This is a genomic window from Mesobacillus sp. ABV4_180, from assembly GCF_056158485.1.
In genome coordinates, this window is the sequence record NZ_JBSWTJ010000001.1 from 561,353 (window position 1) to 583,300 (window position 21,948).

General features: G+C 42.4%; 19 protein-coding genes. 12 read left to right on the forward strand and 7 right to left on the reverse strand.

Annotation, left to right across the window (positions count from 1 at the left end; translation table 11 throughout):
- Positions 1 to 65 precede the first annotated feature (65 nt).
- Both ACXAEA_RS02900 and ACXAEA_RS02905 read right to left on the reverse strand, forming a co-directional pair.
- Entirely contained in the window at positions 66 to 2,891 is a 2,826-nt protein-coding gene (locus ACXAEA_RS02900; protein ID WP_475094438.1) for a DEAD/DEAH box helicase, read from the reverse strand.
- Between the two features lie 92 nt (positions 2,892 to 2,983).
- Positions 2,984 to 4,612 carry an SWIM zinc finger family protein gene (locus ACXAEA_RS02905; RefSeq protein ID WP_475094439.1) on the reverse strand — a complete coding sequence of 543 codons (1,629 nt, stop codon included), beginning with the start codon at positions 4,610 to 4,612 and terminating at the stop codon, positions 2,984 to 2,986.
- 310 nt (positions 4,613 to 4,922) lie between these two features.
- On the opposite strand from ACXAEA_RS02905, the gene ACXAEA_RS02910 reads away from it, so the two are divergent.
- The 4 genes from ACXAEA_RS02910 (at position 4,923) to ACXAEA_RS02925 (ending at position 8,993) form a co-directional block, all read left to right on the forward strand.
- Complete coding sequence (locus ACXAEA_RS02910) at positions 4,923 to 5,585, forward strand: hypothetical protein (protein ID WP_475094440.1); 663 nt, start codon at positions 4,923 to 4,925, stop codon at positions 5,583 to 5,585.
- 14 nt (positions 5,586 to 5,599) lie between these two features.
- Entirely contained in the window at positions 5,600 to 6,832 is a 1,233-nt protein-coding gene (locus ACXAEA_RS02915; RefSeq protein WP_475094441.1) for an efflux RND transporter periplasmic adaptor subunit, read from the forward strand.
- Between the two features lie 141 nt (positions 6,833 to 6,973).
- Positions 6,974 to 8,320 carry an SMI1/KNR4 family protein gene (locus ACXAEA_RS02920; protein ID WP_475094442.1) on the forward strand — a complete coding sequence of 449 codons (1,347 nt, stop codon included), beginning with the start codon at positions 6,974 to 6,976 and terminating at the stop codon, positions 8,318 to 8,320.
- 13 nt (positions 8,321 to 8,333) lie between these two features.
- Positions 8,334 to 8,993, forward strand: coding sequence for a suppressor of fused domain protein (locus ACXAEA_RS02925; RefSeq protein ID WP_475094443.1), 660 nt, complete (start codon positions 8,334 to 8,336; stop codon positions 8,991 to 8,993).
- 165 nt (positions 8,994 to 9,158) lie between these two features.
- On the opposite strand, the gene ACXAEA_RS02930 is transcribed toward ACXAEA_RS02925, so the two are convergent.
- Positions 9,159 to 10,214, reverse strand: coding sequence for a DUF4367 domain-containing protein (locus ACXAEA_RS02930; RefSeq protein WP_475094444.1), 1,056 nt, complete (start codon positions 10,212 to 10,214; stop codon positions 9,159 to 9,161).
- Positions 10,159 to 10,725 (reverse strand): sigma-70 family RNA polymerase sigma factor, encoded by a 567-nt coding sequence (locus ACXAEA_RS02935; RefSeq protein WP_475094445.1) that lies wholly within the window; start codon positions 10,723 to 10,725, stop codon positions 10,159 to 10,161. The genes ACXAEA_RS02930 and ACXAEA_RS02935 overlap by 56 nt, the downstream gene beginning before the upstream one ends.
- A 174-nt stretch (positions 10,726 to 10,899) precedes the next feature.
- Here ACXAEA_RS02935 and ACXAEA_RS02940 point away from each other — a divergent pair, with 174 nt between their 5' ends.
- The 3 genes from ACXAEA_RS02940 (at position 10,900) to ACXAEA_RS02950 (ending at position 15,904) form a co-directional block, all read left to right on the forward strand.
- Positions 10,900 to 13,503: a cell wall-binding repeat-containing protein gene (locus ACXAEA_RS02940; RefSeq protein WP_475094446.1), complete on the forward strand. Its 2,604-nt coding sequence runs from the start codon at positions 10,900 to 10,902 to the stop codon at positions 13,501 to 13,503.
- Between the two features lie 73 nt (positions 13,504 to 13,576).
- On the forward strand, positions 13,577 to 14,041 hold the full coding sequence (locus tag ACXAEA_RS02945) for an SRPBCC family protein (protein WP_475094447.1): 465 nt from the start codon (positions 13,577 to 13,579) through the stop codon (positions 14,039 to 14,041).
- A 180-nt stretch (positions 14,042 to 14,221) separates the two neighbouring features.
- The gene (locus tag ACXAEA_RS02950) at positions 14,222 to 15,904 is read left to right on the forward strand and encodes a cell wall-binding repeat-containing protein (protein WP_475094448.1); all 1,683 of its coding nucleotides are present in this window, start codon (positions 14,222 to 14,224) and stop codon (positions 15,902 to 15,904) included.
- Between the two features lie 94 nt (positions 15,905 to 15,998).
- Here the strand turns inward: ACXAEA_RS02950 and ACXAEA_RS02955 are convergent, their stop codons facing one another.
- A complete protein-coding gene (locus tag ACXAEA_RS02955) occupies positions 15,999 to 16,997 on the reverse strand; it encodes a C40 family peptidase (RefSeq protein WP_475094449.1) in 999 nt (332 codons plus the stop codon).
- 210 nt (positions 16,998 to 17,207) lie between these two features.
- On the opposite strand from ACXAEA_RS02955, the gene ACXAEA_RS02960 reads away from it, so the two are divergent.
- Positions 17,208 to 17,363 (forward strand): YwzD family small protein, encoded by a 156-nt coding sequence (locus ACXAEA_RS02960; RefSeq protein WP_475094450.1) that lies wholly within the window; start codon positions 17,208 to 17,210, stop codon positions 17,361 to 17,363.
- Between the two features lie 205 nt (positions 17,364 to 17,568).
- Here the strand turns inward: ACXAEA_RS02960 and ACXAEA_RS02965 are convergent, their stop codons facing one another.
- Together ACXAEA_RS02965 and ACXAEA_RS02970 are read right to left on the reverse strand one after the other, a co-directional pair.
- A complete protein-coding gene (locus ACXAEA_RS02965) occupies positions 17,569 to 17,916 on the reverse strand; it encodes an SGNH/GDSL hydrolase family protein (RefSeq protein ID WP_475094451.1) in 348 nt (115 codons plus the stop codon).
- A gap of 17 nt (positions 17,917 to 17,933) precedes the next feature.
- Complete coding sequence (locus ACXAEA_RS02970) at positions 17,934 to 18,176, reverse strand: hypothetical protein (RefSeq protein WP_475094452.1); 243 nt, start codon at positions 18,174 to 18,176, stop codon at positions 17,934 to 17,936.
- Positions 18,177 to 18,757: 581 nt separating this feature from the next.
- Between ACXAEA_RS02970 and ACXAEA_RS02975 the strand changes: the two genes are divergently transcribed.
- The 4 genes from ACXAEA_RS02975 to ACXAEA_RS02990 all read left to right on the forward strand — a co-directional run bounded on the left by ACXAEA_RS02975 (position 18,758) and on the right by ACXAEA_RS02990 (position 21,928).
- Positions 18,758 to 19,009, forward strand: a complete 252-nt coding sequence (locus tag ACXAEA_RS02975) for a magnesium chelatase domain-containing protein (RefSeq protein WP_475094453.1) — start codon at positions 18,758 to 18,760, stop codon at positions 19,007 to 19,009.
- Positions 19,010 to 19,347: 338 nt separating this feature from the next.
- Positions 19,348 to 20,235 (forward strand): dihydrodipicolinate synthase family protein, encoded by an 888-nt coding sequence (locus ACXAEA_RS02980; protein WP_475094454.1) that lies wholly within the window; start codon positions 19,348 to 19,350, stop codon positions 20,233 to 20,235.
- A gap of 47 nt (positions 20,236 to 20,282) precedes the next feature.
- On the forward strand, positions 20,283 to 21,308 hold the full coding sequence (locus ACXAEA_RS02985; RefSeq protein WP_475098046.1) for a dihydroxyacetone kinase subunit DhaK: 1,026 nt from the start codon (positions 20,283 to 20,285) through the stop codon (positions 21,306 to 21,308).
- Positions 21,305 to 21,928, forward strand: a complete 624-nt coding sequence (locus ACXAEA_RS02990; protein ID WP_475094455.1) for a dihydroxyacetone kinase subunit L — start codon at positions 21,305 to 21,307, stop codon at positions 21,926 to 21,928. The genes ACXAEA_RS02985 and ACXAEA_RS02990 overlap by 4 nt, the downstream gene beginning before the upstream one ends.
- Positions 21,929 to 21,948: the final 20 nt, after the last annotated feature.

The following is a 21,948-nucleotide window of genomic DNA, read 5'->3' on the forward strand; positions in this document are numbered from 1 at the left end:
GGTTCTCGTGTTTCCTTCGTTTTGCTAAACGAAAGGATCATGAGAACCGTCCCTCTGTTTCTTTTTTAAGACAAAAACACCAATTCATGCAATTCATCAGTCGACAGCTCGGTAATCCAGCTGTCGCTCTGGATGATCTGATCGTTCAATGACTGCTTTTTCTCGAGCATCGCGTCAATTTTTTCCTCGAGTGTTCCGGTGCTGATCAGCTTGTGCACATGAACGAAGCGGCTTTGGCCAATCCGGTAGGCGCGGTCGGTTGCCTGGTTCTCTACGGCTGGATTCCACCAGCGGTCATAGTGGACAACATGGTTTGCTGCGGTCAGATTAAGTCCCGTACCGCCAGCCTTCAGTGACAGCAGGAATACAGGGAACTCACGATTCTGGAACTTCGCAATCAGGTCATCACGCTTTGCCTTAGGCAGGCTGCCGTTAAGGAACGGTACATCGATGCCGAATTCCTTTTTCAAAGCATCCTGGATCATCTCGCCCATCCCGATATACTGAGTAAAAATAATGCAGCTTTCTTCCTGATCGAGGACGGCGCGCACAAGTTCGACCATCTTCTCCATCTTCGCGGAACGGTCGATCAGGTGCTTTGGATTTTCCTCTTTCAAATACAGTGCAGGATGGTTGCACAGCTGCTTCAGCCTGCTCAACAACTGTAAAATCAAGCCTTTCCGCTCAAAGCTCGATAATGTTTCGATCTGCGCGAAGGTGTCCTTGACGAGCTGCTCATAGAGCGAAGCCTGCTCCGCCGACAGCGGGCAGTATTCCTTCTGCTCCACCTTATCCGGCAAATTCAGCGCCACATCTTCATCCTTCTTCGTCCTTCTCAGCAAGAATGGCTTGATGAACGACTGCAGCTGAGTGATTTTTTCCTTTTTATCTTCTTTTTCAATCGGCAAAATGAACTGCTTCTGGAATTGCCCGGCACTGCCGAGATAGCCTCGGTTCGTGAAGTCGAAGATCGACCACAGTTCCGACAGGCGGTTCTCCATCGGCGTCCCGGTCAGGGCGATATGGTGCTTGCCCTTCAGCTTGCGCACTGCACGCGACTGCTTCGTATCGGCATTCTTGATATTCTGCGCCTCGTCAATCGCGATGCTGCTCCATTCGACCGCTTCAAGCTCCTCGAAATCCAGGTGCGTCAAGCCATAAGAAGTCAGCACAATATCCGATGTCATCGCTTCTTCAGTAAAAAGAGTACCCTTCAAACGGTTCGGGCCGTAGTGGAGGTGGAGGCGTAAATCAGGAGCGAAGCGCTCAACTTCCTTTTGCCAGTTGCCGAGCACGGAAGTAGGACAGATGATTAGTGCCGGATGGCCATCGTTTTCCTGTTCTTTTACCGACAGCAAATACGAAATCAGCTGAATCGTTTTCCCAAGGCCCATATCATCCGCAAGCAAGGAACCGAAACCGTATTTTCGCAGAAACAGTAACCAGTTCATCCCAAGCTTCTGGTACGGACGAAGCTCGCCCTGCAATCCAGCCGGCACCGGCGAATCCGGGATTTCCTTCGTTTCAGACAGCTGCTTCATCATCTGCTTCCAGTGGCGGTTCAGCTCGATCTGGATTTTCGCGAACGCCCGCGGGTCATCTGCACCCTCGCCATCTTCTTCCTCATCGGACAGCTCCTGCTGCAGCAGGTCGCGAATATGCAAGCCTTCCTTATCCGCTTTCTTCATGAGATCCTGAATCTGCCGAATGAATCCGTGGTCTAGCTTGATCCAGCGGCCCTTCAAATACACAAGCCGGCGCTTTTCATTCACAAGGCGCTGGAACTCATCCTCGCTCAGGTCCACACCATTCATGGAAAAACGCCAGTCGTAATCAAGCATTGCATTCAGGCCAACGAAAGAGCGGCGATAGCCAGACTGGCCTTTCAAGCGAGCCTTCACCTTCAGGTTCGCATTCTTTACCGCTTCCCACCACGAAGGGAGGAGAATCTCGATGCCGAGAGCAATCAACGTTTCGCTTGCCTCGGTCAGGAACATCCACGCTTCATCCTCGGTTAGGGTAGCCTTCAGGCGGCCATCCTCCTCAATCCACGGAAAAATCGCAGCGAGACGCTTTTCCTCATCTTCAACCTTCTCGCTAAAATCTTCCCAGCCAGCAGGGTAGCTTTCGTAATCACGGGCTGCAATCATCATTGGCTCGTCTTTTCCCCGCAAAAATAAACCAAGTTCCCAATCACCGAGATCATCCAGCGGCTCCTCAAGGCGCATCCCGATAGAAAACGGCGCTGGAATCTCCTTCAATCCAATCCACTCAAGCCAGCGGTCCTCATCAAAATACGCCGCCAGCTGCGAAGCCGAAAGCTGCTTTTTCCGCAGCACATCAAGCTTATCGCCAAGCAAATACTTCATGGTCTCATTTTCATGGAAGTAAGATTCGAGACCATGGTGGAAAAGGTCCGCGACGAAGTCACGCACTTTGAGTGGTTCATCTTTCACCTTGAGTTCTTCGTCCCAAAATGGCGCATGGAACTCGTCAAGCACACTCACGGGAAGCTTCCAGCGAAAATCCTCTCCATCCAGCTGTTGGAAATCAGGATGCCACTCCTTCGCAAGAATCGCATCATAAATCGCATGAGCCGTCGACAGGCAAACGTCGCCAAGCTCATCCCATTCCCATTCCACAAGCCTGTTGAAACTCTCCTCGCCAAACAGCGTCACAAGCTGCCACGCACTCAAAGTCACACCCTCAGCGCCGCCCCATTTGTCACTGTCCAGCATCGTCCCGTAATAACTCTCCTTATGACGGAAAAACAGCAGCTTTTTCCATTTCGCTTTATAAAGGTCGCGGCCATCAAAATCCTCAGCACTCAAAAAATAACGCCCGCCCGCAACCGGCATCAAATTAATCCGAATCTGTTTAATCTCAAGCATCGAAAGCACCTCCTTTTGAAACATGGGGACGGTTCTACTGTTTTAACAGCACTCCCGGTGAGTTCTTAAAACACGAGAACCGTCCCTCTGTTTCACTCGACTTCAATAAGTTTGCTCCTAGTGCATTCCTCATGAAATGCCCGCAATCGCTTTGTCCGCGTCAGCAGCTTTTCAAAAAACGCTTCCCATTCTGGTATTCGCTTCAGCTTTTTATAAACCGTCCGCAGTTTTTTCAGCAATCGTGCAGCCTGCTTATAGCTGCTTCGGTTTTTCATTTCGACAAGGTCGCCGATCATCTGATGATATAGAGGAATCAAAACTTCGGGCGCTTCCTTCTGTAAAAGTTTCAGACGGTCATTGGAAATTGAGTTGTATTCAAAGCCAAAGTACGATTGCAGTTCGCCCCATTGTTCGTACTGTCCTTTTTCAAACAAAGCATCTTCGTACTCGTAAAAGCTGTACGGCATCGCCTGTGCCAGCGCGCGGTCATACAGCTCGCCGCGGCCAATTTCGCGGGTATATGCCCCGACCAGTTTCAGTGCATATCGAGTAAACTTTTTACATGTATAATAATCACCTAAGTGTTTCAAATAGTTTCGCAGCTGCTGGACAAGATAATCGATGAACGGTCCCATCCGGTTCCACTCGCGCTGCACCCGAAAGCCATCAAGCCAGTAAAATAGATAGGGAAGAGAACCGACAGGCAGCGCCGCAAACCGCTTCAATGCATCCCCGTCCTGCTTCGCCAATACAAGCTGATGTACCAGAGCCACTTCCTCCACCAAATCCCGCTTGCCATCGCCAAACGCTTCAAGACGCGTCCGTTCAGTCTCACGCCATCCTGCATTCTTAAAGAGCTTCTCCCACAGCAGGCGATACAAATCGATACGATCATAGCCGACAGAAGCATCCGGAATCGTCAATCCAACCACTTCATCCTTCAGCCTCTCTAAAAATCCATCGAATGAAAACGGCATCGTCCCATAGGCAAGCCTCTCGACGTACTCCTCTGCATCATTGAACAAATCCTCGAACAGCGGCCGATAATACCGGTCCATCGTCGCCTCTTCATCATGCCCGAGCTCACGTGCCAGTTCAGAAAGTAAATTGAATGAAAACACCGCGGACGCAATCATATAGAGGTTTTTCCAAACAGCCTCAAGCGGTGCGGAAACCTCTACGCGTCGGACATAGGACCTGAACAATCCAGGCACAACATAGGCCTTAGGCTCACCCTGACCCTTCATAATCTCTGCAAAGCTTTCCTGGAATGAAGTGGCCCAGCTATCATAATCATGCCCCGAACGGCTATCCTTTTTAACGAGATCCTTCGCCCGCTGCAGGCCCCATTTTTCCGCATTCAGCTGTTCCTTGGCAGGTTTGCGCCAGGCTTCGACCCAGTCAGAAACGCTCGCGACATCACTGTAAGCCTGGAAAAACGCAGCCAGACGATGGCGGCAAAACGAGTCAGCCGGGCAGGTGCAGCTGCTCTCGGCAGGGTCGGACACATTTATGTACACACGAACCGGAGTCACGTCCTGAACCGTCGCCCAAATCGACTTCACCATATACTTCAGGTGGTGGACTGTCCCCTGGCGATACAGCATCAGCCCCTTCTGGACAAGGCGCGCGTCCTCCTTGACCTCCGGCTTCATGATCGTATTCAGTTTTGCAGCAGCTTCTTTAAAAATCGGCGCATGGTTATCAGGTATGACAGCCACGACAACTCCCCCGTTCTTGCAACGTCAATCGACTTTTTGCGGAAATTGATTCTTTTTTCATAAGAAATATGCCATAAATCGACAAGCCCGTAAGACAAGCTTTGTTAAAATCATAATTATAAAAAAACATATTCTTTTATTATACCCAAAAATCGGCTATTCGAGGAGAGGTGGATATAGCTTTTGAAAAAAATGGGTATATGTTTTCAGGGGAAAACATTCCATTTCAAACCATACGTGGGTTATTATTTTAATATTGGAAATTATTCATATAAAATAAACATGAGACATATAACCTGGGGGCAAAAAGATGAATAACCGAGTAGAAGTGCTTCGTGGACTATTTAATTATAAAGATTATACATATAAAATCAGAGATTTAGAAAATGTTCCAGGTGTGTGGAAAAAAGCTTCACTGCTTATCCTGCTTAGCGGCCTCATATTTGGAATCAGCGCCTACTTTGGAATCGGCTCAGAATACCTTTCAAGGAAGCTGACATCAATATCCAGAGAAGAGTATGAAATACAAAAACTCCTGTTCATGATTGGACAAACAGTCCTCGGCCTGTTTTTCGGCGCAGTCATGATCTTCCTGCCAGCATTGTTCTTTTGGACATTATCGGACCTTGAGCTGAAAAAGCTTCTGACAATCCAGTTTTTCGTCATGCCGATCTATTTTTGGGAAAAGTTTCTGCTTATCCCGTTTGCACTTTCGCTAGGGATGACACAGGTATCTTCTCCGTTCTCACTCGGTATCATCGCCCAGTACATAACCGGCAATGACTTTATTATTTATTTCCTTGCCTATCTATCAATTTTTAAAGTTTGGGCCATTTTCATAGAATATAAGTATTTAAAAATGCTGACTGATCGAAATCCAAGAGTCGTATTATTGATTGTCCTTGCAATTAATCTTGTAATATGGCTTTTTGCAGCTTTATTTTCATTCATCCAATTCGAGAAGATTCTATAAAGGAGGGACACCAATTGAAAAAGAAGACAGCACTTCTGTTATCAGCAGGAATTCTATTTTTCTCAGGAAATCTGTATTTGGCGTTAAAAGAAGACAGCAAAGCGGTGCGTTCCTCCTATATCAATAAGTGGACTGCAGCAGGGAAGGAAACAATGACGGAAACCTTGCATGCGTCAGGCGTTGTTACTCCTGAGGAAGAACACCACGTATATTATAATGACAATTCTGGTGAGTTTAAGAGTTTCCTTGTGAAGGAAGGGGACAAGGTGGACACTAACACGCCACTATTTGAGTATTCTTCAGATAATATTGACAAGGATTTAGCCGAGCTTGAAGCAGAAAAAAGCCAGCTAGTCACCGAAGCGACCCTGCTTGATGAGCAAATCCAACAGCTTCTTTATCTGCAATCTGTTTCAGCATCTGCTTCCGACAACAGCACACCGGTCTTTGGGGATGGAACGTCAGGAAACAGTTCTTCGAACGACCTTATGCAGGTCTCTATTGAAAAAGAAATCTACGATAAGCAGCTTGACAAAAGCCGTGTAGAAGCCGAAATCGATAAATATGATGATATGATTGACTCTTTCGATGGAAGTGACCAGCTGGAGGGCAGCAGTGAGGTCGCAGGAACGGTGAAAAATATCAATTATGAGTTAAAAAATCCAATACTCACGATTATTTCTGATACACCGATGGTGAAGGGTACTTTTTCCGAAAGAGATCTGAAGAAGGTTGAAGAAGGAATGAAGGTGTTTGTGAAATCTGACATGCTTGATGGAAGGGTGAATGGAACGCTGGCGAAAATCGCTGACTTTCCAGAAGCAGACCCTTCAGTAAAAAAAGAAAGCCACTACCCATTTGCGATAGCTCTTGAGGAAGGGGCAGAAGGAATCATCAAAGGGACACATGTCGATGTTTCTGTAGTAACCAATCAGGTAGTGAATGCTGCAACTGTCCCCGAAAAATCCGTTGAAAAGGGCAAGAAAAACAGCTACATCTATGTATTGAATGAGAAGGGAAAGATCGAAAAGCGGGAAATTAATAAAGGCCTGCAGCTGGGCGGCAAAACCGAAGTGAAAAAAGGTGCAAAACCAGGCGAGCTGGTGGTCAGCAAGCCAAACGAAGTCCATCAGGAAAACAGCCCATTCTTCAGTAAGCTAAAACCAGGCACACTGAGGAAAAAAACATTTAGTGAAGAAGGGAAGCGGGCCATTTTCAAGCAAATTATGGTGGGGTTCTTTAAATAAAGCGGAATGGCCAAATCGGATGACGATTTGGTCTTTTCTTTTACGAAGGAAAAGGAAGCAGTAGCAGCGAATAAGAAGAAAAACGAAATCAAGAAGGGGAATATAAATAGCTGTATACAGACAGTTTTTGAGGGAGGCATTATGAGAGAATACGAAGTCTTGCTAATGAAATGGAAGGAAATACTTCATAAACTGGAGTGGAATAATGGAAAAGTTTATGCGATTGAGATAGGTGAAAGGGCTACTGCTGAGGAGTTAGAAGAAAAGGAGAGGAAGATTGGATATGCGTTACCTCCTTCATATAAGGCGGCTTTGCGGGATTTCGGGAAATCACTCTCGTTTTATTATTCTTTTTCTGACGATACGATGATACCGGATGAATTTCGGGAGATTTTTTCTGGGATGATTCATTGGGATATTAATCTTCTTCAGAATCTTGACTCTCTGGCAGACGATTTAATGGAAGACGGTAACGATTATGGAACAACCCTCAGGGGCAAGCTCGAATTTTCCCATTCTGGGAATGGTGATGTCTATGCGTTTGATATGTCTGTTGAGGGGGAGGAAAAACCAGTCATATACTGGGAGCATGAGGAGGACAAGGTCACTAATATTGCCGATTCTTTTATCGATTATTTGAACAAGATTACAGAGCTGAAATGTGTCGGCAGCGAAAAATGGCAGTTTGAGTCATTTTTAAGCGAGAGAGGTTTGGAGACTGAAGGTGCAAGTGCCCTCAAGTGGAAGCAATGGTTTGATTCCTTCTCTGAAACGAATTTAAACGATATTAAAAACAATCTTGACCAGCTAGTCGCTTTTATAATGTTCCGCAAGAAATTAAATCAAGAAATGATAGAGGCGCTGCAAGCTTTTGATAAAAAAACGTTATTAGACTTTCTAATAGAAAAACTACATCAGCATGATACATACCTTGAAAAAAGAGTCATATGCAAAATGATCGGCAAAGGGTTGGGGAGTTATGCGGGTAAATGGGTCAAAGGCTTATGGCTGGAACACCAGGAGTTTTTGGATACTAGATTGAGAGCCTATTTGACCGCGGGGTGCATGCCTGATGATGATGGGCTTGAACTTGTTTTTCAACAGCTTGACCAACAAGCAAAAGGAAACGTATCCGGGTTTGACGCACTTTCGCATCTGGGTCCTTTCCATTCAAGGAAGGTCATTACCTGGATGGAAAATCGAGTGAAGTTCCCGGTGACAGAAGGGTGGGATAGGGTTTATGTAAAATCCAATCCTGCGTGGGAGGACATAATAAGATGGACGGAATTAGAAGAAAAACATGAAGTGACAGTAATTCATGCCATGGAAGCTTATATCAAAGATAAAAGTCCCTTTAATATAAAAGAAATCCCGCCAAGAATAGGATTCAAAGACTTTTTGCTTAAATTAAAAAGCAGGCAGAAATTAAAAAGGAGAACCGATGCTTTGGAATATGTAATCCAAAACATTGATGATTTCTACATTTAAGGGAGAAGAAATAATGAATCTGAAACAATATCAAAGACGAGTTGTCGAACAGGAGGATTGGGCACCTGGATGGGAAGCGATTGATGAGGTCTTTGGTGAACTTTATCCTGAACAGGCACCTGCCCATTTTGGGACACATCTGCATGCCAGGGCGAATCTTGGAGGTGATCAGCATCTGGACGGCTTCAGTATTTATCAATCACCAAATGGCTACAAGCATTTGGTGACATATGGACTGACAGAGCTTTACATAAATGAGGATGCTCTTGGAGGGGAATGGAGCAGATGGGGCTATGAAATGACGATAAAACTAAAGGAAGATTCTAATGAGGATTGTATGTGGGCAATCGATATGCTGTCAAATCTTGCTCGCTATACCTACACCAAGGAAAGATATTTTGAACATTTGCAATATGTGGCAGGGAACGGGGAGTCCCTCCATATAGGCACAGTCTCCGCCATAACAGGTCTGCTAATAATAAAGGATACAGAGGCAAATGGGATCGACACCGTTCACGGTAGGGTAGACTTCTTGCAACTGGTTGGGATCACACAACAGGAGCTGGAAGTGCTGAAAAAGGACCGCACAAAAGCAGAGGTTCTTGTCGAGAATATGAAGGTGGATAACCCTTACTTAATTACGGATATGAGAAGGAGAACGTCTTATCTATAAACAGAAGGCTAAGCCTTAAGGACATTTAATTCTATTATGTATTTTCTGTAGCAACCCGTTTACTCTTTTTGTACTTGCATCAGAATCAAGTTTTACCCGTTATGAAAAAAGAACTATCTCGATAAAAAAGGGATGCCTGACCCCGGAAAAGGTCAGGCATAGAACTTATTTGGCTTCAATATCGGAAATCAGCCACTTTTGATCAATATTAATAAAGGTAGCAGTCATACCGCTATATAAACCATCTGCAAATATTTGTGATAGTACGTATTGATCATCATTCACTTTGCTGAATGTGTAAGGGTACTCTTCTGAATAAAAGACAGGGAATTCTGTGGGAACTGCATAAAGAGCGCCGTCTTTCTCTTCAAGTCGAGGTTTATATAGGTTAACAGCTGTCTCTCTTGTCATTAAATCTAAAAATAATTGATAATAATCTTCTTTTGTATGAAGATTATTGTATTTCAAATTGTCCCGATCAGAGTTAACACTTCTTGTTTTTTCTTCATATTTTACCAGCAGGCCGATCGCTGCTTCTTCAGTCAACTCTTCATTAGCTGGCTGTTCTGCGGCTTCTTCTAATTTCTCGATTTCTTCTGCAAGCAATGAGCTCTGTCCTTTTTTCACCAGGATGGAATCAATGATTTTTAATAAATCTATCTTGCTCATAGAGCCTTTTTGCTCTACAAGCTGGTTGAATCCTTCATCTTCCCAAATCACATAGGAATGATCATCTGTGACTTCGACTAAGATGCCTTTGTTCTCAGCAGTAAGCTGTAAGTCCTGCGACTGCCCTTCATCAAGCTGCGGTTCTACGGAACTCATTCCATACATAAAAGTATCATTTTCATCTTTAGGATTCACATATACGTGCTCGAAAATGTCTCCATCTGTATGTGTATGTTTAAGAACATAGGGTTCAGGAATGTACGCCGGCTGGATCAATTCAGGCTTTTCATCCTGGCCAGGTGCAGTGGTTCCGGGCGGGTTTGACGGTCCCGGATTACTTGTATAATTAGAGTCTATGAGAAAATACATTCCTGCAAGGAATACTCCGACCATAACAAAACTTAATCCTGCTGGGACTATTCTGCGAACGCTAAAGGATCTTTTTTTGTTCATTTTCCGGACAACTTCATCCTTCATCTTTGACGTAAATTCAAAATCAGCTAGTTCGCCCTTTAACATCTCGTTTTTCATCTGTGTTAACCGATCCTCCATATTCAAAGCTCCTTTCATCTAAAATTCCCCTTAATAATTCCTTTGCGCGAGTAAGTCGGGATTTTACCGTGTTAATGTTCAAACCGCATATATCACTGATATCTTTTTGAGAACATTCCTGAAAATAAAAGAGAAACAGGACTTCACGGTACTTGACCGGCAGATTGAATAATGCCTCCTGCAATTCATATTTCTCGTCATTACGAAGATATTGTTCCTCAGGCCCAGCTTGATTGCTTTTGAAAAATGATGAAATATAGTCTGTCACATGGTTTTTTCGATAGTACCAGCTTTTCAGGTAATCTTTGCAGTGATTCGATGCAACCCGGTACAGCCATGTTTGCAGTCCGGAATCCCCGCGGTAGGTATCGAGCTTTTCAAAGCATTTCAAGAAAATTTCTTGTGTTAAGTCCTCGGCTGTCTGACGGTTGCGGACGTACGAATACGCCAGATGCAGCACACTGGTACCGTAATGATTCATTAAATCATTGATCACTTCATGCCTATCCACTTTTTCACCTCCAGAGTACAACGATTAGTTCAGACTTTAGACGAGAAGCAAATATGAAAAGTTGATTTAGTTTTTAAAAATTTTTATTCGCTAACTGGTACTATTTACATTTTATGTTCTTTATGGAATATCGTAAAATCTATCTGCAATCAACTAGATAAAAGGGAGAAAACGATGAAAACTAAATACATAAAGGTTATGGCCGCCTTCATCATGGTGCTTTCACTGTTGCCGTTTAATCCGCCAGCAGAAAAAATTAATGCGATGTACCCTGATTTCTGGGAAACTAGCCTGAATGCCTATTCAATCGGGTATGGCATCAACACAGGCAAGGGCAGAATCAGTCTGTCGTGGTCAGCCAAGACAGGAGCAACGGGCTATAAGGTTTTGATTTTTAATGGTAGAGAATATGAAGCTATTGATGCAGGAAATGCAACTTCCTGGACTTCAGAAGGTAAAAAGTTATGGCCGACTTCTGATCAAATAGCAAGTGGTGAATATAAAATCAGGATGGACGGAACAGGTGGAGAGTTTGCTGACGACCCGCGTCCCGTCTATAAAAATGCAGACCAGACCAATGCGGATCAAAGATACTATCCATTCAAAGTGACTGCCTATAATGAACAAGGGGAAATTGCCACCACTGAACCTGCAATTACTTCTATTGAAGATCAGACGGCTCCGTCAATACCAGCAGATCTAAAGGTGACAAATCCATTGGCTGATCAGTTTACAGTAGCCTGGGCGCCTTCAGGAGATAGTGATTCGACTGCTTTGGAGTACAGAATCAATGTAGGAACTTCTCCGGGTAAAAATGATGCGGGAAGCGGATATACAACAAACCAATCCTACACATTTACAAATCTTATTCCGAGATTGACCTATTATGTACAAATAAGCGCGAAGGACGATACAGGGAATTACTCAGAGTTTTCCTCACCGCTTGAAATAAAGCCGCGCCGCCAGCTGGATGCGGTACTTGAAAGCTACTCAATGCAAACCAATTTGCAAACGAACTCGCAGACAGCGGCAAGGATTACTTTCAGAAATGAAGGAGTAGAACCCTGGACTGCACAGGATGGATATTATCTAGTCAATACGCAGCAGGATTTTCCGCTATCTCCTATAAAAGTTCCATTACTTGAGAACGAAGCAATTGAGCCAGGAGCCAGCAAAACGTTTAGTTTTACATTGTCTTCCGGCAGCAATACTGGAACCTTCAATAGTAACTGGTCAATGGCGAAAGAGGAATCAGGCGTATTCGGGAGCAATCTAGCTAAACAGTTTACTGTAGCTGATACGCAGAAACCGATATTTGATTTTTATAAAACGGGTGACCCTGTTTTCACTGCCTCTAAAAATATCAACTTAGGATTTTTTGTTACAGATACCAGCCATACATTTTTTAGAATGAAAAATGAAAACTTAGCCTGGAGCGAGTATCAACCATATACACCAGGAATGACCTATAATTGGTCATTGTCTGGGGGCCAGGGTCAAAAAACAGTATCCGTTATGTTTAAGGACGAATACGGAAATGAAGCAGAGCCTGTATCAAAAACCTATTATCTGGATACAACAAGTCCAGTTGTAAGTATAATCTCTCCGGCTAATGGTGCTTATTTTGACGGTACTGTCAGCATTAACGGGACATCAAGCGATTTAAATCTTAAATCCTATACACTTTCATATGGTCAGGGGGAAAATCCTTCTGCCTGGACCAAAATAGCAAGTGGCGGCACAAGCATTTCAAATAGTATTATTGGTACCTGGAATACAGCAGGGCTTCAAGCAGGTATTTATACAGTGAAATTAGAAGCAATCGACAAAGCTAATAATACAGCAGCTTTCCATGTACAAGTATGGGTAAAACCAAAAGAGGTTCACAGGATCGGAGGGGCAAACCGCTTTAAGGTCGAAGAAAACTTTAACAGCAGGATTTCTGATCATTCTTTAGATACAGTGATCCTGGCATCAGGGCTGAATTTTCCGGATGCCTTATCCGGCGGACCGTTGAACAAAGCGCTAAACGGCACCCTCCTGCTTGTGTCAGATAATGATACCGTCATTAAAGAAAAAGTCGAGCAGGCAAAAAGACTTTTAAAGCCAAGTGGCAAGGTTTTGATTCTCGGAGGAACTGCCTCTGTATCCAGTAAGGTAGAATCACAGTTTAACAGACTATTTCCGGTAGAAAGGATCGGGGGCCGCAATCGACAGGAAGTTTCGGTAAGGGTTGCCGATCGAGTCAATTCGAATCCTGAAGAAATCTTTATTTCCTGGGGGCTTTCATTTGCAGACTCGCTGAGTGTTGTTCCGCACGCTACAAAAACTGGGACGCCAATTATTCTTCAAGTAGGAAAAGATAAATTAGATACAGATGTAAAAAGCTATATTCAGAGAAAAAATATTAAAAAAATCACCATTGTCAGCGGTACAGGAGTTATTACCCCAAAAGTAGAAGAAGAGCTAAGAGCAATGGGGATCTTGAATGTCCATAGAATTGCAGGCAAGGACCGCTTTGAAACCTCCTTAAAAATCGCTCAGGCTTTCTACCCTGATGCAAAGAAGGTCGCATTATCAAATGGTACGGTCTTTGCAGATGCTTTAAGCGGCTCAAGATTCGCATACATTAACAACATGCCTATTTTGTTGATTAAAAAAGATTCGGTGCCTGAAGGTGTAAGCGACTTTTTAACAACTGTAAATACTAGAGATTTTTATCTGTACGGCGGGGAGGGCACAATAGCCCCAATAGTAGCGGAAAACCTTATCAAGTAAGTAAGCAGGCCAATTCAAATTTTGAATTGGCCTTTTGGAATTTATGGTAATGTTAATTTAGGAGGTCAAAACAATGCCGACAATTAAACTTCATATATTTATAAATGCTCCAATTGAGATTTGCTTTGATCTGGCCAGGAATGTGGATATTCACATTGTGACCACCTCGAAAACACATGAAAAAGCAGTCGATGGAGTAACAAAAGGTTTGTTGGAGGAGGGAGATTGTGTTACCTGGGAAGCAGTCCATTTTAAAATGAAACAGCGGTTGACTGCGAAGGTTATCAAAATGAGAAGACCGTATGAATTTGTCGATGTCATGGTGAAAGGTGCTTTTCACGCGTTCACCCATACGCATCAATTTGTCGAAACAGAAAATGGAACCTTGATGACAGATCTATTTGAATATAAATCCCCTTACGGATTGCTAGGAATACTGGCTGATAAAATTTTTCTGGAAAGGTATATGCGTAAGTTTATTAGAGAACGTGGAATATCCCTAAAAAAAATTGCAGAGGAACATGATAGATTTTTTTAAAGTGTCGCATATCCCGAATTGATAAATCTTAATTAAAAGAAGCTCTTTGGATATAAATAGATAGCTAGAAATTACCAAATAGAGTAATATGTTTATAGTTAAAATTACTCAATACATTTATGAATTATCCGATTAGAATGAATTTTGGATATACTTCCAATTTATTGAAGGAGCGGAAAAATGAAACCAATTACAAAGCTGTACTCAACTCTCTCAACAGCAGCTCTTCTTACGTCACTAGTTTTTACACCAGCTACATTTGCCCAAGGAACGGAACTACCGGACTATCAAAAAGAAATGAATGCACAGCAAATCCTATCTACATTGAAAAACCGCGATTTCCAGCCAGAACAAAAACAATCTTTTTCCGCTTTAGCTACAGTAACAACAGCGGTATATGCAAACAAAGTAGATTACTATCACACCCATGAATATAATTTCCAATCAGCTGGCGGAAAATTTACGATTATCGACAATAACCCTGCTGATATAGACTACATTTTATACACTTACGAGACAGAAGAAATGGTTTATCCAGATGCGGATGGTACATACAATCTTCCTGCCGGTAATTACTCTTTAGCGGTAACTAGCTTTGGAGATGGATTGACGGACTATCGATTTGAATTGAACGGCAATTTTGCCAGTCAGCCTGATACAACATTGCCTAATTTGCAGGTTACCACACCAGCTGGCAATGAAGAGCGCCTTGCCAAGGGAACATCAACAACCTTTACGGTAAAAGGCAGCACTGATGCTCAATATCTTGGGATTGAAAGCAACAATAATGTCTATGACCAGATTCAGAATCCTGGGACATTCAGCCAGAATGTAACCATCGAAAATGGCCTAAACGGTCTCTACCTTTACGCAATCGAATCTACTGGAAACACAGTTTATTCTGACCACTATGTTACTCTTCCTGGTGTTACAAGGATTGCCGGAAAGGATCGATATGAAGTTTCTGCTGGTGTGAGTAAGCAGCTGAATAAATGGTATTACAACACTGGCACAATCATAATTGCGCGTGGAGATATGTATCCTGATGCATTGTCAGGTGGACCGCTTGCAGCAATTGAAGGTGCTCCAGTTTTGCTTACGTCAACGAATTCACTGCCAGCGGCCATTCAAAACCAAATTGCCGACCTTGGAGCTGAACGTGCCATCATCCTGGGCGGAACGGGTTCAGTATCGACAAATGTCGAAGCTCAGCTGAAAAATCTTGGAGTAACAGATATCGAACGGATTGGCGGGAAAGATCGTTTTGTCGTGTCTGCTGATACGGCTGAACGGGTAGCAGACACCTTTGAGTCCGATACAGCGATCATCGCAAGCGGAATGGTATTCCCAGATGCTCTATCTGCATCAACGATTGCCGGTACAACTGGCATGCCGATCCTTCTGGTGAAAAATGATAGTATTACAGATCCTGTTCAGGCATTCATTCGAAACCATCCGGAAATTACGAATTACATTGTCGTTGGCGGGCCAGCAACGGTGAACGATAGTGTTATTACAAAAATCAAGCAGCTTCGAAACGGTGCTTATGTTGAAAGAATTGGCGGTAAGGACCGATACGAGGTAGCAATTAATGTCGCGAAATTCGGAGTTGAAAACTTCGGAATCCGTATGGATACGCTGACAGTTGTTCGTGGTGATATCTTCCCTGATGCCTTGTCAGGCGCTCCACTGGCGAACTATCACAGAGGACCAATCCTGCTGACGACTTCTGCTAAGCTGGAAGCGAAGGTCGACACCTTCCTGCAGAACGATCAGTCAGAGATTGATAACATCTATATAGTTGGCGGAACAGGCTCTGTATCGACAACAGCAGAGCAGCAGCTTAACGGTCATATCCGATAAAATTAAAACAGGGTATCTTCCTTCTGGAAGATACCCTGTTTTTTAATGTTTAAAAAGTTAAGCAAAGTGGAATAAAGAAAGGCAGCTTACTAATTTAATAAAAACGCTTAAAGCTATCGAAATGCTTTTTGTAATAAGGGTTGTCAAGGCTGCTCTTGATCACGCCGCCTGAAGAGCTGGCGTGGATGAATTCATTATTGCCGATATAAATTCCCATGTGAGATATACCGGGTTTATAGGTATTGGCAAAAAATACGAGGTCGCCAGGCTGTGGTTGATCGATGTAATAGGCACGGCTGAAATACCCTTCGGACGAATAACGACCAATCTGTTTTCCGGACTTGTTGAAAGCATAATAGATGAAACCACTGCAGTCAAAACCGCTCGGAGTATTGCCTGCCCATTGATAGGGAACACCCAGGAGATTCATAGCTTGAGTGACAACATTCGGACTATCGGAAGGCACAGTTTGGATTGGCTGAGTAACAGGCTGGCTGCTTCCTGTAACTTTTAATGTCTGTCCAACATAAATCATGTCTGAAGTAAGGTTGTTCAATGACTTTAACTGCTGGACGGACATGGAATAAATGCTGCCAATCTTGCTTAATGTATCACCAGCTTTTACGGTATAAAGCACTTCTGTTGGGACAGGAGCTGCTTGTGCTGGTTGTTCAAGAACTGGCGTTGTTGCTTCTTTAACGACAATCAGCTTTTGCCCAGGGTAGATTAAGTGACCCTTGATCCGGTTCCAAACCACTAGCTCTGCCACGGATACTTTATGATTGTTGGCAATCTTGATAAGGGTATCGCCATTGTTGACAGTATATGTACGGTTTTCTGCTGCTGAGACTTGGCTGGAATATGTAGTGGATTGAGGAATAGTTGTGACTTCAAGCGTTTGGTTAACATAAATTAAATCAGAGGGCAGATTATTTACCTTTTTTAATTCAATAATACTTGTATTGTATTTTTCAGCAATCTTGAAAAGTGTATCTCCCTTTTGGACGGTATAAGTCATAGCAGAAGCGTGTGCGGCTAATGTATTGGAGGCAAGTATGGCTACAGTTGCATAAGCAGCGACTTTCTTTTTCAAAATATTTTCAGCTCCTAAAAATAATAGAGAATTTTGTTATTATTCTATCATAGGAGACTTTTAATTTATACCTTATCTGACAATAAATTACACATATTTTTACGCAGTATGACGATATCTTTAAAGTTCTGTGACAAATTGGAAAAATATTTACAATGTTGATAGAGTTATATAGAATAACCATAACGGAGATTCAGGGAGGTTCTTTTGGTGGAACAGCATTTAGAAGATACGGGACTCAACCAGGAACACTTTTTTAATATCTTGAAAAAGGCCTATGAAAAAGGCATAAATGAGAAAGAAATCACGGTAAAAAAGATTTTGGATGAAATAAAAATAGACTTGAAGAATTCAACGGCGAAATAATCGGAAGCAAATGGGTCAATACACGCTCATTTGCTTCTTAATTTTTATAAAGAATTCCCTTGTTTGTCATGCACAGCAGTTTACGGATCGAATTCAGAAGCTCAGGATGAGAAGCTCAGTATTGATCCTAAAATACTTAGATGAAATGATACATCTTGAAGATGATGTAAAAAATTGTGTCCTATGGGGCACACCATTTTTTGTGTTATTTTGAGATGAAAAAATCAATGAGATACTCCGCCCATAACTGGTGCCCTCGCTCATTTGGATAGCTTGGGTCGCCGGTATCTAAAAGCCCTCTACGCTCATTTTCAGTTTCAGGCCATGCTTTCCAGTGATCAAGGTAAGGAAGGCCATTGGTTACTGCATATGCTTTTAATGCTTCAACCTGCTGTGGGTAAAATATTGCTTTTGATAAAGGATTGGCCGGCTGAAGTATGACAACAGCATCTTCTTTAGCGGCTACAATGGCATTCAGAATCTCACTGTAATTCTCGGCAGCAAGATCATTCCCAACCTTTCCATTATCCTTCAAAATAAACGGTTCAAGCAAAATCAAATCAGCCAGTTCTAAATCTCTACCTGATGAACGATTTGATTATCCTGATAAAACGTGCCCTTTAAATAAAGGATATTATCAGTTTCCCTAATAACCTCCGAAATGGCAGAAATCGAAATTGGATGAACCTTATCATTCTCAAACATAAGTATGCCGTCCGAGTAAGTAAAAGCTGTATAAACACTAGAATTATTATGAGCCATCTTAAAATAACAATCACCGCTGAAAGACTCCAGCTGAGAATTAACCGTCATATTACCCTCACCCCCATATTTATTATCGGAATCCATAGACAATGTTGAAGTACGAAGGAGACAATGGACAGTTCTCGAGAGACACAAGGACGGTTCTGGTATAGCATTCGGGAGTACAAACAAAGGATGAGAGGCGTGGAGGGAGGATAGCTTCACACTGCTTTTTTGGGTGTATTACTGACGATTTATATAGTAAATCTGAAAGTTAACATAGATTACTTTCAGTAAAGGAAAGAGTCAATTTATTTGTAGACTACACGATGGAAGTCGATACTGACGATCTGAAATAAATCCTGACAAATTCTATGATTATACTTTTACATAAACAATCCGAGCAGTGTCTGGAACAACTTACTATTGAGGAACATAAAGAAATGATAAGTTCCTATCAAGGTAGGGGCACCCGGGATGTGGAACTGAGTAGGGAAGAATTGTTCGGAGAATTGGCAATCATGCAGTAGATAATAAGTGATCAGGAAAAGATATATAGTAGATATAGTTAATATGTTTTGAGGGAAACAATACAGTTCTCTTTGTTCCACGAAAGCTTGATATATATTAACTTCATAGGAGAAAAATAAGTGTTTTGGTTCATCATTCCGATATTAGTAATGTTTTATATGGTTACTGTCCTTTTAAATCTTATGCATGAATATCCAAAAACTTATGGAATAGCAGCTGTTATATTGGTTATTTTCGTTGTGCTGCCCGATGCTTCGGTGAAAGAGTCAAAAGAGAGGGTGACCGAGGCGCTGCACACTCTCGGTTTTCCACTGGTGGAGAAGAAGGTGATCATCATTCTGTCACCGGCGGAGCAGGCATTGCTCAGGTGAAAAGTCACCTTGGTGGCAAAGGGATCACTATCTTATCCAAGTCAAAACGATTGATGGCATCACCATCCGACAGGCTCCCCAGGATTTTGGTGCCTAACACATTTCAATGTCTCTTAATCATCGACTCTTGTCAAAAATGTGTAGCATCTTAGCAACCTGCTATCGAATAGAGTTATATCTTCAAGCATTTTAGGAAGTCTGTTTCTAACCTCTCTAAATTAATTAAATATACAAAATTTACAGAATATATTGACATAAAATATTAAGAAAGTGTATATTATGTTTGTAAGCTGTTGTCTGACAACGGATAACATAAAAAAGATTTAGGAGGAATGAAGATGAGTAAGTTAAAAGGGATTATCCCACCAGCAGTAACAGTTTTTAATGAGGATGAGTCAATTAATGAAGAGCTATTTAGGGAGCACCTTAGGTTTTTACTGTCACATCGAATTGGTGGTATAAGCATCGGTGGAAGTACTGGAGAGGGACACGCACTTTCTGTAGAAGAAACTAGACGTCTTATTGAAATCGGTAGGGAAGAAACTAAGGGAAATGTTCCAATTGTTGCAGGAATCATTCGAGATACTACACGGGATGCAGTTGCCTACGCTAAAGCCGCATATGAAGCAGGAGCTGACTACTTAATGGTGACTCCTGTTCACTACTTCAGACCAGATGATGATGCACACTTCGCTTTCTTCCAAACTATTAGTGACTCTGTAGACTTACCCATTATTATTTATAACGTCGTAGCAACAGCAGTAATCACTCCAGAATGTATGAAGCGTCTTGGTACTATTAAGAATGTTCAAGGCATTAAGCAAAGTGGTGGAGATATTCATGCATTAAACAAAATGGTTGCTACCCTACCCAAAGATATAATTGTATATAGCGCAGTGGATGAATTACTATACCCTACATACGCTTTAGGTGCTGAAGGATCTATTGCAGCTATATTGACTGTGTTACCAGAGTTATGTGTTGAGCAATGGGAAGCTTATGAACGTGGTGACTATGAAAAAGCTAAGGAAATACACTTCCAAATGCTCCCAACCTGGTTATCGATGGATAAACATAACATGCCTGCACATACAAAAGAAGTGCTTAGACAAAGAGGTTTTAACGTCGGCGAACCGCGCAGTCCTTTCCATCCAATTTCAGATTCAGATAAGCAAGAAATCCGTGAAGCATTATTGCATGCTAGCATTTTATCCCAAAAAGTTTAATAGTAAGTCGATAATCATTAAACCATAAAGTCACTCTTTTAGTGGAGATGATCGAAGTGAAAAAGATAATAAATGATCCTATGCAATTTGTTAAAGACTCATTAGAAGGAGTTGTCCTGGCACACAGCGATAAGCTCCGGTTGGTTGGAGATGAATTTAATGGGGTTGTTCGGAAGGATGCCCCGATTAAGGGAAAGGTTGCAATTGCTACCGGTGGTGGTTATGGTCACTTGCCCTTATTTTTAGGCTATGTTGGTAAAGGTTTAGCTGATGGTGTTTCAGTAGGAAATGTTTTTACCTCTCCAAGTACGGATGCGATGTATGACATTGTAAAGGAAATTGACGGAGGAAAAGGGGTGTTTTTTCTTTACGGGAACTACTTTGGAGATAAAATGAATTTTGATTTGGCTGCAGAAATGCTAGATGAAGATGATAATATCTTGGTAGAATCCATAAGGATTTCGGATGATGTAGCATCAGCGTCTCGAGAAAATTGGAAAAAACGTCGAGGTGTTGCAGGTATTTTCTTCGCATATAAAGTAGCAGGATCAGCAGCGGAAAAAAGACTCTCATTGTCAGAGGTGAAGCGCCTTACGGAAGAAACTGCTGAGAATATTGCCACTATGGGAGTAGCGGTATCGTCTTGTACCATTCCTGCTTCGGGAAAGCCAACGTTTGAACTAGGAGCAAATGAGATTGAAATTGGTATGGGCATTCATGGGGAGCCTGGAATCCAACGAACAGAAATCAAAACAGCAAAGGAAGTTGCCCAAATTATTTTACCAAAATTAATCGAAGATTTATCCATCTCAAGTAACACAGAAGTTGCTGTGTTAATAAATGGTTCCGGAGCGACACCCTTAGAAGAGCTTTATATCGTTTATAAGGAAGTTTATCAATTCTTAACTGATAAAAAGATCAGCATTTACAAATCTTATGTTGGTGAATATGCCACCTCGCTTGAAATGGGTGGATTTTCAATCACATTATTTAAGCTAAATAGTGAATTGAAAGAATACTTAAATGCTGACATGGATTCCCCATTTATCAAACAAGTGAGCGATGCTAAATGAAGAAATTACTAGAATTTTGCAAACGGTATGAACAGTGGGCAGAGAATGAGATGGATCACTTCAATCAATTGGATGCTGCTCAAGGGGATGGAGACTTAGGTGTTACAATCGTAAATGGGGCTAGGGCACTTAATGCTTCTGCTCTTACCGCTTCCTCATTCGTAGATTGGTTGGAAAGCGGTGGGAAAGCTTTTAGGAAAAAAGCACCATCAACAATGGGAATATTGATTGCTTCTGCAATGATTGAAGCAGGCAAGAATTTTAAGAGTCGGCAAGGTGAAAACTTAAGCCCTAACGATTGGGCGGAAATTCAGGAAGTTATGATAAACGAAATAAAAAAGAGGGGCGAAGCGGACTTAGGGGATAAAACGATACTGGATTCGTTTATACCAGCGGCAAATGAATTCAAACGTCAAATTAATGATGGGAGGAGTATACAAGTGGCTACTGCGCAGGCAGCATTAGTAGCAAAGCGGGAAGCAGAAGCTACGACTAAACTCCAATCCAGGGTGGGACGTTCTAGCTGGCTTGGTGAGAGAGCAAATGGACATATTGATGGTGGAGCTTGGTATTGCTATAAAACCTATGAATTTATTGCGAATCAATTGAGTAAACACTAGGTTTTATATAAAGCTTATTT